This is a genomic window from Kluyvera intermedia (genome assembly GCF_021440345.1).
Lineage (GTDB): Bacteria > Pseudomonadota > Gammaproteobacteria > Enterobacterales > Enterobacteriaceae > Kluyvera > Kluyvera intermedia_A.
This window is the reverse complement of the sequence record NZ_JAKCNS010000064.1, coordinates 19876-34072: the sequence shown is the minus strand read 5'-3', so window position 1 is coordinate 34072 and position 14197 is coordinate 19876. Positions and strand designations below refer to the sequence as shown.

13 protein-coding genes and 1 pseudogene are annotated in these 14197 nt (G+C 56.9%); 9 read left to right on the top strand and 5 right to left on the bottom strand.

Translation table 11 applies throughout. The annotated features are described in order from the left end of the window. Positions 1 to 120 precede the first annotated feature (120 nt). The gene (gene trpS, locus LZ634_RS17285) at positions 121 to 1128 is read right to left on the bottom strand and encodes a tryptophan--tRNA ligase (protein WP_234507443.1); all 1008 of its coding nucleotides are present in this window, start codon (positions 1126 to 1128) and stop codon (positions 121 to 123) included. 676 nt (positions 1129 to 1804) lie between these two features. Between trpS and LZ634_RS17280 the strand changes: the two genes are divergently transcribed. The 7 genes from LZ634_RS17280 to LZ634_RS17250 all read left to right on the top strand — a co-directional run bounded on the left by LZ634_RS17280 (position 1805) and on the right by LZ634_RS17250 (position 10267). Continuing rightward, on the top strand, positions 1805 to 2101 hold the full coding sequence (locus LZ634_RS17280) for a protein YebF (RefSeq protein ID WP_234507441.1): 297 nt from the start codon (positions 1805 to 1807) through the stop codon (positions 2099 to 2101). Between the two features lie 95 nt (positions 2102 to 2196). Further along, on the top strand, positions 2197 to 2664 hold the full coding sequence (locus LZ634_RS17275) for a MarR family winged helix-turn-helix transcriptional regulator (RefSeq protein ID WP_061283091.1): 468 nt from the start codon (positions 2197 to 2199) through the stop codon (positions 2662 to 2664). A 4-nt stretch (positions 2665 to 2668) separates the two neighbouring features. Further along, positions 2669 to 3736, top strand: coding sequence for an HlyD family secretion protein (locus LZ634_RS17270; protein WP_234507439.1), 1068 nt, complete (start codon positions 2669 to 2671; stop codon positions 3734 to 3736). Next, entirely contained in the window at positions 3726 to 4787 is a 1062-nt protein-coding gene (locus LZ634_RS17265; protein ID WP_234507437.1) for a DUF2955 domain-containing protein, read from the top strand. Before LZ634_RS17270 ends, LZ634_RS17265 begins: the two co-directional genes overlap by 11 nt. Before the next feature lie 79 nt (positions 4788 to 4866). Further along, complete coding sequence (locus LZ634_RS17260; protein WP_234507445.1) at positions 4867 to 6537, top strand: hypothetical protein; 1671 nt, start codon at positions 4867 to 4869, stop codon at positions 6535 to 6537. Positions 6538 to 6776: 239 nt separating this feature from the next. Further along, positions 6777 to 9197 (top strand): hypothetical protein, encoded by a 2421-nt coding sequence (locus LZ634_RS17255; RefSeq protein ID WP_234507435.1) that lies wholly within the window; start codon positions 6777 to 6779, stop codon positions 9195 to 9197. Continuing rightward, positions 9194 to 10267, top strand: coding sequence for a glycoside hydrolase family 105 protein (locus LZ634_RS17250; protein ID WP_234507433.1), 1074 nt, complete (start codon positions 9194 to 9196; stop codon positions 10265 to 10267). The genes LZ634_RS17255 and LZ634_RS17250 overlap by 4 nt, the downstream gene beginning before the upstream one ends. 41 nt (positions 10268 to 10308) lie before the next feature. Here LZ634_RS17250 and LZ634_RS17245 read toward each other — a convergent pair whose 3' ends face one another. Beyond that, positions 10309 to 10779, bottom strand: coding sequence for a GNAT family N-acetyltransferase (locus tag LZ634_RS17245; RefSeq protein ID WP_234507430.1), 471 nt, complete (start codon positions 10777 to 10779; stop codon positions 10309 to 10311). Continuing rightward, a complete protein-coding gene (locus LZ634_RS17240; protein ID WP_061283084.1) occupies positions 10776 to 11018 on the bottom strand; it encodes a DUF2164 domain-containing protein in 243 nt (80 codons plus the stop codon). The genes LZ634_RS17245 and LZ634_RS17240 overlap by 4 nt, the downstream gene beginning before the upstream one ends. A gap of 231 nt (positions 11019 to 11249) precedes the next feature. Here LZ634_RS17240 and LZ634_RS17235 point away from each other — a divergent pair, with 231 nt between their 5' ends. Beyond that, on the top strand, positions 11250 to 12197 hold the full coding sequence (locus tag LZ634_RS17235; RefSeq protein ID WP_234507428.1) for a TauD/TfdA dioxygenase family protein: 948 nt from the start codon (positions 11250 to 11252) through the stop codon (positions 12195 to 12197). 26 nt (positions 12198 to 12223) lie between these two features. Here the strand turns inward: LZ634_RS17235 and LZ634_RS17230 are convergent, their stop codons facing one another. Beyond that, positions 12224 to 13636: a PLP-dependent aminotransferase family protein gene (locus LZ634_RS17230; protein ID WP_234507426.1), complete on the bottom strand. Its 1413-nt coding sequence runs from the start codon at positions 13634 to 13636 to the stop codon at positions 12224 to 12226. Positions 13637 to 13814: 178 nt separating this feature from the next. Between LZ634_RS17230 and LZ634_RS17225 the strand changes: the two genes are divergently transcribed. After that, entirely contained in the window at positions 13815 to 13979 is a 165-nt protein-coding gene (locus tag LZ634_RS17225; RefSeq protein ID WP_234507424.1) for a DUF1127 domain-containing protein, read from the top strand. 69 nt (positions 13980 to 14048) lie between these two features. On the opposite strand, the pseudogene LZ634_RS22770 reads toward LZ634_RS17225, so the two are convergent. Continuing rightward, positions 14049 to 14195: pseudogene (locus LZ634_RS22770) on the bottom strand (LysE family translocator); the annotation flags it as partial. Between the last annotated feature and the right edge of the window lie 2 nt (positions 14196 to 14197).

Sequence of the window (14197 nt, the reverse complement as noted above, 5' to 3'; positions counted from 1 at the left end):
TGGGCTTTTTTGCGTCTGTATAGTGGTAAAAAATCGGATATTGTTCGCTTCCATTCCACCATATATCTCCTTCCATCAAGATGTGAAGTGGGCATCTACTAGCAAATGCCCACGAAAACTTCAGAACAGCACCGGCAATCCCAGCCCGCGTTTCACGGCATGCAGCGTCTGCTGTGTCACTTCGTGTGCCCGCTCGCTGCCCTGGCGCAGCAGCTCCATCAACTGTCCTTTGTCCTGAACCACGCTGGCGCGGCGTTCGCGGATAGGAGCCAGCAACTCCTGTAAGCAGCTCTCCAGCACATTCTTACACTGCCTGTCACCAAGGCCACCGCGCTGATAGTGGGCTTTCATCTCGGCGACAAGGGCTTTATCTGGATGGAAAGCATCCAGGTACGTGAAAACGACGTTACCCTCGATCTGCCCCGGATCGGCCACCCGCAGGTGGTTGGGGTCGGTATACATGGCGCTTACCGCCTGGTGGATCTCGCTTTCACTGGCGGAAAGGGTCAGCGTATTGCCTAACGATTTCGACATCTTCGCGCCACCATCGATACCCGGCAAACGGCTTACATCGCTCAGCAGCGCTTTACAGTGGCGCAGCACCGGCGTGGTCGTCAGGCTATTCATTTTGTGCACAATCTCGTTGGTTTGCTCAATCATTGGCAGCTGGTCGTCGCCCACAGGCACAAAGTCTGCGTTGAAAGCGGTAATGTCGGCGGCCTGGCTTATAGGATAGGCCATAAAACCCACCGGCAGCGCGCTGGAAAAGCCTTTCTGCGCAATCTCGTTTTTGACCGTCGGATTACGCTCGACGCGGGCGACGGTGACGATATTCATATATAGCGCGGTCAGCTCAGCCAGCGCAGGGAGGGCTGACTGCAGGCAAATGGTAGTGCGTTTTGGATCGATGCCGACGGCCAGATAATCGGCCATCACTTCAAGGATGTTGTGGCTGATTTTCTGCGGATTGCTGCCGTTATCCGTCAGCCCCTGAAGATCGGCAATCAGGATAAACTGTTGATGTTCATGCTGAAGTTCGACGCGCAGGCGCAGAGAACCAACATAGTGGCCAAGATGCAGTTGCCCAGTTGGACGGTCGCCGGTCAGGATTGTGTGGGTGGTGTTCATCAGAGACTCCTCATCATGCATTGAGCCGAAAGACGCCACTGAGAAACAACAAAGCCGCCTTTCGGCGGCTTCTGGAAAATAGGTAACGTAACCCGTGCCGCCTGTTATGCAGGCAGCCACCAACGGTTTGAGCGAAGGACGGTCACATTTGTGTTCATCTTTTTATCCTGCCACCAAACGGGGGCGGTTGTCCACTCTTGGATCCTGTGATTTCGTTAAGCGGAAGAGGGAGGTTTGTCGCAACCACCAAAAATAATGCGTGAGGTAAATGATATCTCCCAAGTTTTATATTTATTGTCTTTATTGAAATAATATATATCCGATAAATATACAAACCGATTTCATTTTACGTACTCAAGGATGACTTTTTAATGATAATAGATTAGACGGTCCTAATGCTGTAGGAATGATAAAGTGTCATTTTTATCGTATCTAAAACGAAATGATGCGTTTACTGGCTATCGTTATGATTAATTTCGTAGGCTTGGTATTTTTTATTGATTGAATCGAACGATATTTACGAAACAATACCAACGCATTGCTTTACAAGAATTTATTTGTTTCTAGAATGACTATTGATGCCATAACCCTTTAAACCAATCAACTTACCTTCAGCATGAAAAAAACATTATTAGTGACTGCACTATTTTGTGCCCTGCTGACTTCGGGCGTTGCGGTGATATTTTTCATTTATGAAATTGGCTCGGATGATAGCGAATTGTGCCGCCATGACTTCTCCCGCAAAGCACTATTAATGGTTAAAGACGACTATTTACGAGGCCGTTTTCCCCACTGGTATCGTGAAAAAAGTACCCTCGGTACCCTGACGCCAGAATTAGTTTTTGGCGAAGTGACCATTGAAGACGATGAATATCGCGTACCGTTCGTCGCCAAAGGCCCCGCCACCACCCTTGCCCGTATCGGCTTTGTTGACTGTGTGTCGATGGATGTGGAATACATCGCCGGAAAGTAGGGCCATTGTGCATTCCATGCGGTTTACCGATTACGTTCCTTGATACTTACCATGGTAAGTATTATCGTGCTGGTACGAAATAATCGGAGATTGTCATGACTGAAGATGAACTGTTTGCCCGCCGCCCGATGGGGATGCGTATGGCGATGGTTGTACGCCAATGGCGATCTATCATCGATCATGCGATTACCGATACCGGCCTGACCCAGTCCAGTTGGACGGTGCTGATGCAGCTTCATCAGCTGGGCGATAACGTGTCGGTGAGCGAGCTAGCGGAAATGCAGGGCATTGAGCTGCCGCCGCTGATGCGCACGCTCACGCTGCTGGAGCAGCAGGGCTATCTGCTGCGCACGGTTTCGCCGTATGACAAACGCATTCGCCTGCTGACGCTCACCGATGAAGGTCGGTCCGTACTCCAGACGCTAAATCAGGTGATTGAAGCGTTCCAGACCCGGGTATCACACGATATCCCCGCCGAAGACATCGCGAAGTTTAGCGACACCCTGAATCACATTGCCTGCAATCTGCGGATTATCCGCGAAGAGAATAACAAAACCGAATAACACCATGATGACGCCAGAACAAAAGTTTGCCCGCTGGGTAAGGGTCAGTATTGTCTCTTTCCTGCTGATGTTTGCCTATTTTATCGTCGCTGATATCTGGATCCCGCTCACCCCGGACTCCACGGTGATGCGCGTGGTCACGCCGATCTCCTCGCGTGTGTCCGGCTACGTTTCGCAGGTCTACGTGCACAACAACAGCGCAGTGAAAAAAGGCGATCTGCTGTATGAGCTCGATCCCACGCCGTTCCAGAATAAAGTCGATGCTGCCACGCTGGCGCTGGCGCAGGCCAAACTGAGCAACCAGCAGCTTGATGCGCAAATTGCCGCCGCCGAAGCGAACCTGAAAACCGCGCAGCTCACCGCGCGTAACGATCGGGTGACCTACGATCGCTATCAGCGTTTAAGCAGCATGCAGAACGTCTCGCAGGCGGATCTCGATAAAGTGCGTACTACCTGGCAGACCAGCGAACAGTCGGTCACCGCGCTGCACGCCACCATTTACAATCTGCAAATCCAGCGCGGTGAACGTGACGATAATCGCAATGTGACGCTGAAGCAGTATCAAACCACGCTTCAGGAAGCGCAGTTGAACCTCGGCTGGACGAAGATCCGCGCCGAAGCGGATGGTACCGTCAGCAACCTGCAGTTGAGCCCAGGGCTGTACGCGGCAGCAGGCAGCGCAGTGATGGCTGTGGTGAATCAAAACACCGATATCGTCGCCGATTTCCGCGAAAAGAGCCTGCGTCATACCAAACAGGGTACCGATGCGGCGGTAGTCTTTGATGCGTTTCCCGGGAAAGTTTTTGCCGCGAAAGTGACCAGCAGCGATGCCGGTATTCTCGCAGGCCAGGAAGCGGTAAACGGCGAGCTGTCCCAGCCCGAGCAATCGACTCGCTGGGTGCGTGACGCGCAGCGTATGCGTATTCACGTCGCCCTCGATGAACCGCTGGAGAAAACGCTGCCGACCGGTGCACGCGCCACGGTGCAGCTCTACAACAGCGAAGGCGCTTTTGCCCGCTTCTTCTCCGGGCTGCAAATCCACCTGATTAGCTGGCTGCACTATGTCTATTAACACCCTCGCGCAGGTCTTTACCCCTCACGGAAACATCGTCTATACGGCGAATGATTTCCGTCAGACCATGCGCATTTCTATCGCCGGGACGATTGCGCTGAGCATTTCGACCTTTTACGACACCCACTACGGCGTCTTCTTTGTGGTTTATCCACTGCTACTGATGTCGCTGGTGCCGGTGTTTAATCGCCACGTCGCCAAACAATTTATCTTCAGCGCATCGTTAAACTGCCTCGAAATGGTGCTGATCATCGGTTATCTGAGCCAATGGCCGGTGATCATGACGGTGGCGGTGTTCGCACTGTACGTGGTGCGCTTTCGCTTTATGAGTAAAGGGCCGCTGTTTTTATTTGGCTCGATGGGCGTGGTGTGCCAAAGCGTGATGCTCAACTTTATGAGCTATCCCACCGCCAACTGGCATACGCTGCTGTTTTCTAACATCGAAGCTAGCGTGATGGCGGTGGCGCTGAGCGCGCTGCTGCATTACCTGATCCCGGATGTGGAAGCGCGTAAGCCGTCGCCGCTGATTGAAAAAGACGCCGCCCGCGTGCGTCACGAATCGCTGCTCTCCGGCACCGTGGCGACGATAATCTTCGTCGTTTTCCAGATAAGCGATCTGAGCGATTCGCTCTCGGCGCTGATGGCAGGGATCCTGATCCTCTTCCCGATGCACTATCGCGGCGCGGTCATCAGCTCAATCTGGCGCGTGGCGGGCGTGGTGCTGGCCTGTCTGTATATTCTGGTGGTACAGCTGATCCTCTACGATCACAGCAGCCATATGCTGCTGATGATGCCGCTGATTGGCCTTGGCCTTGCCTTTAGCGCACGGCTGCACGTGATGGAAAAAGTCGGCGCGGGCGTGGGGTTTGCCAGTATCACCACCATCGGCATTATGTTCGGCCAGAACCTCCAGCCGGATGGCGACCTGGTGTTCAGCGATCTCTACCGCGCAACCTCGGTGACGGTATCGCTGCTAGCGACCCTGACGATGGTCTTTATCCTCCATCGGCTGCTCAACTGTTTTGCACCAACGCGATTTATTGTGAAGTAGCTCACTTCAGAACGCTGATTCTTCTCCCTCATCTGTGCTTACAATAGCCGCTCGCCGTAGTGGCCTGAGGGAGAAGATGATGTGGAAGACGCGCGCGCTGGAGCTCAATAACCAGGAGTTCTGGAACTGGGATAAAGCCTGTGAGCTAGTGCAATGGGCGGTTCGCCATGATTTTAATACCGTAGTGGTCGGCCAGGTCGATCTGTTCGACAAGCTGGTTTCCCCCAAAGGCTACACCCCGCATCAGTACAACGATCGCCTCTCCAGCCAGCAGCGCGCTCGCTGCGTCTACCTCAACCGGCTGGCCGGCTACTGCCAGAAAAACGGGCTGAAATTCTATCTTCAGGCAAAAGAACTCAGTTTTCCGGCCGACTTGCTGGCGGCGCATCCGCAGCTGATTGATAAAGACGGCAGCATACGTTTCGATGTCGAATTCTGGTGCCAGTACCTGGCGGATAAGCTCACCCTGTTGTGCCAGCAAATTCCGGCAATGAGCGGGCTGCTGGTGGCGCTTTCCAACACCGACGGCTTGCTGCCGATCTCCCGGCCGAACTGGGAACTGACCGGCCAGGACGATCCCTCTCCGCATATCGATCCCCGCAGTCTGTCCCGCTATAGCCAATGCTTTAGCGCGATGGCGCGTGCGGTGATGCGGGAGAACAAACACCTGGTGCTGCGTGCCTTCCCGGCGGGCAACCACGATATCAGCAATGTGATGGAGGCCATCCGCACGTTGCCTTCCTGTGTGTCGGTTTCTATCAAACTGACGCCGGAACGCTTCTGGCCAACGTTTCCCAATAACCCTGCGCTGGTGGATGTGGAAGACCGCGACGTATGGGTCGAACTGGATCTGGTGGGGGAAGAGGTGGGCTGGGGCGTGCTGCCGTTCCCGCGTATTGATGAACTGCAGGGACGCCTGCTGTGGTGCCGGGGCAATGCCGCCATTACCGGTGCCGTGTGCAAAACCAGCTGGGAAGGGGTCGACAATCACTGGGTGATGGGGACGCTTAGCGAATGTAATCTCGTGGCCTGTAGCCAGATCCTGGCGCGGGAAAATGAGCATCTGACCCACGCGGCGTTGCTCACCTACTGGCTGGATGAGAGCTACGGCTGGCGCCCTGATGAGGCGACGTTTGACGAGTTTCAGCAACTGCTGGCGCAGGCGGGGCAGGTGTTGTATCAGGCCATCTATGTGCGCGACCACGTTTTTCATCGCCACAGTCAGGTGCCGGAAAGCTATGGCCAGGCGGTCTGGAGCCTGTACGGACAGCTCAATCGCAACCACTGGCTGCCGGGCTCCGAGCGGGATATCTTTTTCAGCGCCAGTGACGTGGGCATCTCTGGGCGTAACCTGTCGCTGATTGCCGAAGAGAAAGACCGTGCCTACCAGGCGGCGCAGACTCTGCGCGAGCAGGCGCTGGCTTTTGCTGACCGTGCGGCGTTTCCCTTCTCGCTGCATCGGCGCTGGCTTGAAGAGTGGCAGGGCTTTGACCTCTACTGCCTGCTGTTCCGTCATGCGCAAAAAGCCTTCTTCACCCTCCATTTTGCCCGGCTGGTGGAAAACAGCTGGAGCATGCGGGAGATTTGCCAGGTGAATCTCCAGGAGCTGTACCGCTGCGCTTCCGAGATGGACAGCTTCTGTGCCCAGCATGCGGAGGCGTCTCCAGGGTTGCATGTTCTGTTCGACCCCACGCGCGTCCGCATGCTGGCAGATAGCCTGAGCCATGAGCTGACGCTGCTGAAAGGCTAAAACGTGATGATTGTCACTGTTTGTGGCTGCCCGTAAACCGGGAAACGTGAGTTTTCCCGGCTCTCACGGCGGTAGCGGATTTTAAGAAGTGATGCCCGTCACATTTTATCTTCCCCTCCAACGCAGAGTGTGAATAACCAGTCAGTTCCATCAAACCGTCCCCGCAGACGCATAGCGCGCTTCCCGCCCTTTCTTTGACAATGTCGCCCATTCACCAAGCGGTTACTGAGGGGATTTACATGAGGCTGGTAGCGGGCGAGGCGCTGACGCGTTTTACGGTTTCGGCGCCGCATAATGAGCGGTTTGCCGAGTTTTTCACGGGCGAGGCGCGGGATGCGGCGATGGATTATCACTTCGCCAACGGTAAAGGTCCGGCGGAGGATTCTTTTTGCCGGCGTATTTTCCGCCGCGACGTCGCCCGGCGTGAAGTCTCACCGGAACGTGCGTTACCGGCCGCCGCGGTGACCTACACCGGGGCCAGCGATACCGTGACCTTTTCCGGCGTGCAGCCCGTTGCCACCCATAGCCAGCGTTGGCTGCGCGTCACGCTGCATGCCGCGAAAGCTGGCCGTTACCCGTTTGAGATAGCCACCTGCGGCGGCGTCCGTATCTGGTGCAACGGCGTACAGGCCGCCTGCTTTACGCCATTTACCCGCAACACGCTGCAAACGACGTCCGTCGAACTAGCCCTTCAGCCCGGTGATAACGCGCTGCTTATTCATCTCGATGAGTTGTTTGAGCGTGACACCCTTTTTGCTTTCCGCATGACTTATCTTGCGGGTGAACCGCTGGAAGCCGAGCTGCCAGAGATGAATAACGCCGATGCCAATACCTTGCGGGCGTTTATGGATTCGCTACCGGCGAGCGTGGTTACTCGCCATTCAACGTTCCATCTTCCGTGTCTGGCCGATATCAGCCTGACGCTAAGCGGCGCGGTTTACAGCCTGGGCAACGACTGTATCGCCACCTGTCCGCTGGATTTTGGTTCGCTGAAAACGGGTCATAATGGGCTGGTCCTCCCGCTCCCGGAAACGCTTGGTATCGGCCACTATCGACTGGAACTCACCGCCTCGCTGGGCGATGTGGTCATGAGCCGCAGCCTGAGCGCCACTGTGCTGAGTGACGTGCCACTACCCGGCGGGGAAGGTGTGCTGGAAACACGCAAGCGCGAAGCACTTAGCTATATTGCCCGACACGGTGTACCGCGCACCGGCCGACTACTGGCGATGCTGCACGTTGGTGAGAACGGCCCACAGGCGCAGGAACTGCTCATCACTACGCTACAGCGCATCAGCGCCCGCCAGGACTGCTCGGATTTCTCCATGGTGCCGCTGCTGTGGATTTGGCGTGATTTTCATGGCGAACATTTCCCGGCGGTGCTGTGGAAGCGCGTGCGCTCCGCCATCCTCGGCTATCGCTATTGGTATGACGAACAGGGCAACGACGTGATGTGGTTCTGGAGTGAAAACCACGCGCTGTGCTTCCACGTCGCCCAGTATCTGGCCGGGCAGATGTTCCCGGATGAGCTGTTTATCGCCTCCGGCCGCAGGGGGCGAGAGCAGATGGCGATTGCCAGCCAGCGTCTGCACACCTGGTTTGACGCCGTGGAACAGCAGGGGTTCGTGGAGTGGAATTCCGCCCCTTATTATCCGGTGGACTACATTGGCCTGTTCGCGCTCTATCAGCTGGCCGAGGATGCCGCGCTGCGCCAGCGCGCCCATCGGCTGATCGACCGCCTGATGCTAACCAGCGCGCTGCACTATCAGTCCGGTATTGCGGCCGGCACCATGGGACGGGTGTATGAAAAAGAGCTGCTCGCCAGCCCACTTACTGAGCTTTCCGCTTTTGGCCACGTGGCGTGGGGCGGCGGGCATGCTAACCGCAAATGCGCCTCGCTGCCGTTTTTCTGCTTGAGTGACTACGCGCCACCGGTGGAGACGGCGCACTACGCCCGCTTGCGCCATGGGGCGCTGAGCGCGCATTACCAGTGCGGCGGCGGTAATATCGTGGCGTGGAAACAGCCGACGGTCAGCCTCTCCAGCTGCGTTGATCACCATAGCGGTGAACGTGGGCATCAGCAGCATCTGGTTGATGTGCAGTTTGCCACTCGCCCCGACGCGCGTTTGTGGATCAACCATCCTGGTGATGTGCAGCCGGGCAGCGAAGCGCGCCCCTCCTTCTGGGCGGGTAATGGCGTACTGCCGCGCGTGATGCAGGTGAACAACCGGGCGCTGATGCTGTGGCGGTTGCCTGAAGGCGAGCGCCTGAACTGGACCCATCTCCACCTTGCTGCGGAAGCCTTTGATGAGGTGCGCCCGCTGGCGCAGGGCTACGCGGTACGTGCCGGCAACGCTTTTGCGATGATCCTTTGTTCGCAGCCGTTAATCGTCAATGGCGATGAAGTGCGTGCCGAAGGGCACCACGTTGCGTGGTGGCTGGAAGTGGCCGAGGGCGATGAACAGGCGTTTCGCGCCTTCTGCCAGCGCGGCGATGCGCTGCGTATTGCGCTGCAGGGCGATAGCGCTCGGGTTATTGATGCCAGCCGTACCGTGATGCAGCTGAGCTGGCAGGGTGAATGCCAGGACGACGGCGTAAATGCCGCCTTCCCTACGCTCACCGGCAATGAACTTCAGGTTGTTTTTTCAGGAGAATCACAATGAACAACGCCGCGTTAAATACCCTGCTGGAGCAGGTGGTGCAGGGTTTCTGTCGCCTGAAAAATATCGGTGAAGTGGGCAACGGTGGCGAAGGTTTTGCCATCCACTTTGAAGAGTGGGAATGGGAAGTGGGCGTTGGCCTTTACGGTTTCTGGCAGTATGCGCGTCAGCAGGGTGACGAGGGTTTGCAACAATCGATCCTTGCCTGGTACGAAGGCCAACTGGCGAAAGGGCTACCGGAGATCCAGATCAATACCACCGCCCCGATGATCACCCTGGCGCTGGTGGCCGGGCATACCGGGCGGCAGGATCTGCTGGCGGTCGTGAATCATTGGGCCGACGATCTGCTGCGCACTTTGCCGAAAACCGAAGAGGGCGGCTTCCAGCACGTGGTCAAGGAGCAGCCCAACACCGGCCACCTGTGGGACGACACGCTGTTTATGACCTGCCTGTTCCTCGGTACCGCGGGTGTGGTGCTAAAGCGCAAAGATCTGATTGACGAAGCGTCGTACCAGTTCCTGTTGCATACCCGCTATCTGTGCGAGCCGGCGAGCGGCCTGTGGTATCACGGCTGGACGTTTGTCGGTCAACACCATTTCTCCAAAGCCTTCTGGGGACGCGGTAATGCCTGGATAACCGTGGCTATTCCGGAGTTTATCGCGCTGCTGGGCGACAGCCTCGACGCCAGCGTGCAGCGCTATTTGTCGGCGGTGGTGGCGCGTCAGGTGAATACGCTTTGTGATGTGCAGGCCGACAACGGCATGTGGCATACGCTGCTTGACGATCCGCTTTCCCCGCAGGAATCTTCCGCCACCGCTGGGATCGCCTACGGCATGCTGCGCGGTGTGCGCATGGGGATCCTCGACGAGAAAGTGGCCGATCATGCGCTGCGGGCGTGGCACGCACTGCGCGACAGGATCGACGAGCGCGGGATCGTGCTGGAAGCGTCAAAAGGGACGATGGTCGGTCCGGATCTCCAGTACTACTGCGATATTGCTATGGCACCCGTGCCGTACGCGCAGGCGCTGATGATGCTATTGCTGCTGGAGCTTCAGCAGGAGAGATGGCAGTAGTGACAACCGTGGCGCAGCGTTTTGGACAGCGCTGCGCCGGTTTAAATGCCTAACTCTCGCGTGTAGACCCGCGATGACTCGCCCCATGGGTGATAGCCCAGACCGTTGAAAACGAAGCCCGCTTTCTCGTAAAACCCTTCGATATCGGTGCACAGATGCAGCTGGTCAAACCCCAGTTCGCGGGTGTGCTGGGCGATATGGTCAATCAGCCGGCGGGCCAATCCCTGCTGGCGATAATCGGGGTCGATATAGAGCGCGCACAGCCACGGGTAGAGCTCGCCGCGGCTGATAAAATCGTTCGTAATCAGTCCCGCGCAGCCGATAATCCGCTCGCCGTCCTGCAGCCAGTACCACTGCGGCAACGGATTTTTCGCCCCCGGCGTGCGGCGCAGCGCGTCGTCGTAAACCATCATCGATTCTTCCGATGCCCATTGCTGCTGGAAGTAGGCGATAACCGCTGCCATTTTCTGTGGGTGTTCGCGCAGAGAATAAATCACAGTGTGTTGAGTCATAAAATTTTCTTCACATCCATCTCTTCCTGAATGCGCTCGCTCCACGCTAAATGGGTGCGAATCGCCTCCTCGATCCCGGCGTTGTAAAAGGCCGGGCCCAGTTTATCGATAACGAAATCGACAAAAAATTCGGCGTCGAACTGTTCCAGCTCCAGCTCAAAATGTTCTGAGCAGTAGTCGGAAAGCTGGTCGCGCAGCCGTTCGCGCTCGGCGGGGGTGAGGGTGATTTCCGTGGTCATAAGGACTCCTGTCAGCAAGATAAACGGTAGGCCGGATAAGGCGTAGGGTATCAGGCAATGTACCCGGTTCTGGCGCACATTGTAGATTGAGATGCCCGGCGTTTCCCCTAATTCATTGGCTTAGGGGAATGGGTTATCCCGCCTGACAGCTATCAATATCACAAAGTCGACTTTGTCACCCGGCGGAATATTTCTATATTCGGGTTTCTGACCATTTAAAGGGGCGCAATCATGACTGCTGTGAAGACTGCTGATACCGATTTTCCTTTATTAAATTTACGTCGCGTGGCGGGCAATATCGGCGCGGAGATCCGCGACATTCATCTTTCCGCAGACCTGGATGCCGAGACGTTTGCTCAGGTGGAGGCGGCGCTGGTCAAATATAAAGTGCTGTTCTTCCGTCAGCAGGGCCATCTCACCGATGCTGAACATCAGGCCTTCGGCGCGCGGTTTGGCAAGATTGTGCCTCACCCGACGGTACCGTCCCCGGAAGGCACCAAACTGTTTGAACTCGACGCCTCGAAAGGCGGTGGCCGCGCCGACTCCTGGCACACCGACGTCACCTTCGTTGACGCGTTCCCGAAAATTTCTATTCTGCGCGGCGTCACCATCCCGGAATACGGCGGCGACACCGTGTGGGCCAACACCGCCCGCGCCTATGAACAGTTGCCGGAGACCTTAAAACGCTTCGTCGACACCCTGCGCGCGGTGCACAGCAATGACTATGACTACGGCGCCGAGCGCACGGTAGTGGAAACGCACCGTCTGGCGCACCATCAAAAGGTATTCGTCTCTGCGCTGTGGGAAGCCGAACACCCGGTGGTGCACGTCCACCCGGTTAGCGGCGAACGCGCGCTGCTGCTGGGGCACTTTGTGAAACGGCTGGTGGGCTTTAGCTCGCGCGAGTCTGCACAGCTGTTCGAGCTGCTGCAAAACCGTATTATCCGCCTCGATAACACCGTGCGCTGGCAGTGGCAGCAGGACGACGTGGTGATTTGGGACAACCGCAGCACCCAGCACTATGCGGTGAACGACTACGGTACCCAGCCGCGCGTCGTGCGTCGGGTGACGGTCGAAGGTGAGATTGCAGTCGGCGTCGACGGCAGTAAAAGTCGCACGGTTTCAAGGCCACAGGATGCGGCGAATAGCGCTGAATCAGCGGTTAGCGCCGCCTCTTAATCTTTCTGGTGGGCGGTGGACCTATCTCACTCCATCGCCACCTTCACCGCCTCCCCCAGCTGCACCATCACCTCGCGATGTTTCTCAATCGGCGGCAGCGCGCAGTTGATCCGCAGGCAGTTTCTGTATTTTCCCGAAGCCGAGAACAGCGATCCCGGTGCCACCTGGATCTTCATCCGGCACAGCTGTTTCGCCACGCACACCATATCTACCTGCTCGGGCAGCTCGACCCACAGCATATAGCCGCCCAGCGGGCGCGTGACGCAGATCCCGCAGGGGAAAAACTCGCGCAGCCAGCAGGTGTAGATCTCCATGTTGCGCTGGTAGATCTGCCGCATCCGGCGGACGTGGCGGTGGTAGTGGCCTTCACGAATAAAGTTGGAGGCGGCCAGCTGCGTCGAGGGGACGTTGGTGCCGTTGGCGGCGTATTTCATCTGTAGCAGCTTGTCGTAGTAGCGGCCAGGGGCTATCCAGCCGATGCGCAGTCCGGGAGCAATAGTTTTGGTAAACGAACTGCAGAGCATCACCCGGCCGTCGATATCCCATGAGTGAATGGTGCGCGGGCGCGGGTATTCGGTTGCCAGCTCACCGTAGATATCATCTTCAAAAATAACGATATCGTAGCGCTGGGCGAGATTCAGCACCGCGCGCTTGCGGGCGTCGGGCATGATGAAACCCTGCGGGTTGTTGCAGTTGGGGACGAGGATCACCCCTTTGATCGGCCACTGATCTAACGCCATTTCCAGCGCTTCGACGCTGATCCCGGTATTGGGATCGGTGGGGATCTCTATCGCTTTCAGCCCCAGACCGCGCAGCAGCTGCATGGTGCCGTAGTAGGTGGGGGATTCGACGGCGATGATGTCGCCGGGCTGGCACACTGACAGCAGCGCCAGCGATAGTGCGCTGTGGCAGCCGCTGGTGATGATCAGATCGTCGGCGTTGACTACCGATCCGCCGTCGAGCATCAGGCGGGCGATCTGTTCGCGAAGCTCGCGGCGACCGGCCAGCTCGTCGTAGCTCAGCACGTCGACGATATTGTGCTGTATCACGCGGCTCATTTCGCGCCACAGCGGCTTCAGGCTTGGCTGGGTGACGTCCGGTGAGCCGCCGCCGAAGGGAATAATCGACTTATCGTTACGGGCGTCCAGCATGTTCAGCACCTGATCCCACTGGGTGATTTCTACCGGGCGCTGCACCGGGCGCGACATCGGTGGTACCGGAGGCTGGGCCTTCTGCGGCGCAACGAAGTAGCCGGATCGCGGCTGCGGGGTGATCAGCTGGCGCTGTTCCAGCGTCTGATAGGCCTGCTGTACGGTGCTGATGCTGACGCCGTGTTCCTGGCTCAGGCTGCGTACGGAGGGGAGTTTTTCGCCGTGGCGATACAGCCCTTGTTCAATACGTTCGGCCAGCAGATTGGCCAGATGTTGGTAACGCGTCATCGCTGTATCCCCAGTTATCGCCATACAGATTAAAAAACCAGTACAGTCAGGCGACAAAAACCGCACGCAGATACCGTTTTAGCGAATCTGTATGTTAAATAAAAGTGTTTTTTGAATCTGTATTGTTCGACGGGAAATACGTGAAGATAAAGCCTCTGACAAGGTGAGGAGGTGGAGTATGGAATTTCACGAGAATCGGGCAAGACAGCCGTTTATCGGCTTTGTATTGGTGTGGCGCTTTATCAAAAAACAGGTGATTTTGTGGCAAACGCGGCGCATTTTGCAGGGAATGAGCGATGAACAGCTAAAAGATGTCGGGCTGCGTAGAAACGATGTGTATTAAAGGGAGATAGGGCGACAGCTGCTCTTTGTCGCCCTATGCGTCTTATCCCACAAAGGCGTGCCACAAAACTCAGCCGCCGAAGACCAGCAGAATACTGCCCGCCAGGCGTTCAATCCTCCAGATAAGATGCTTAAGACGGTGCTGCACCTGCGGTAACGCAATCAGCATGACCAGCAGCAGATCCCACAGCAGCACCACGGTGGCCATCCAGATCCCGC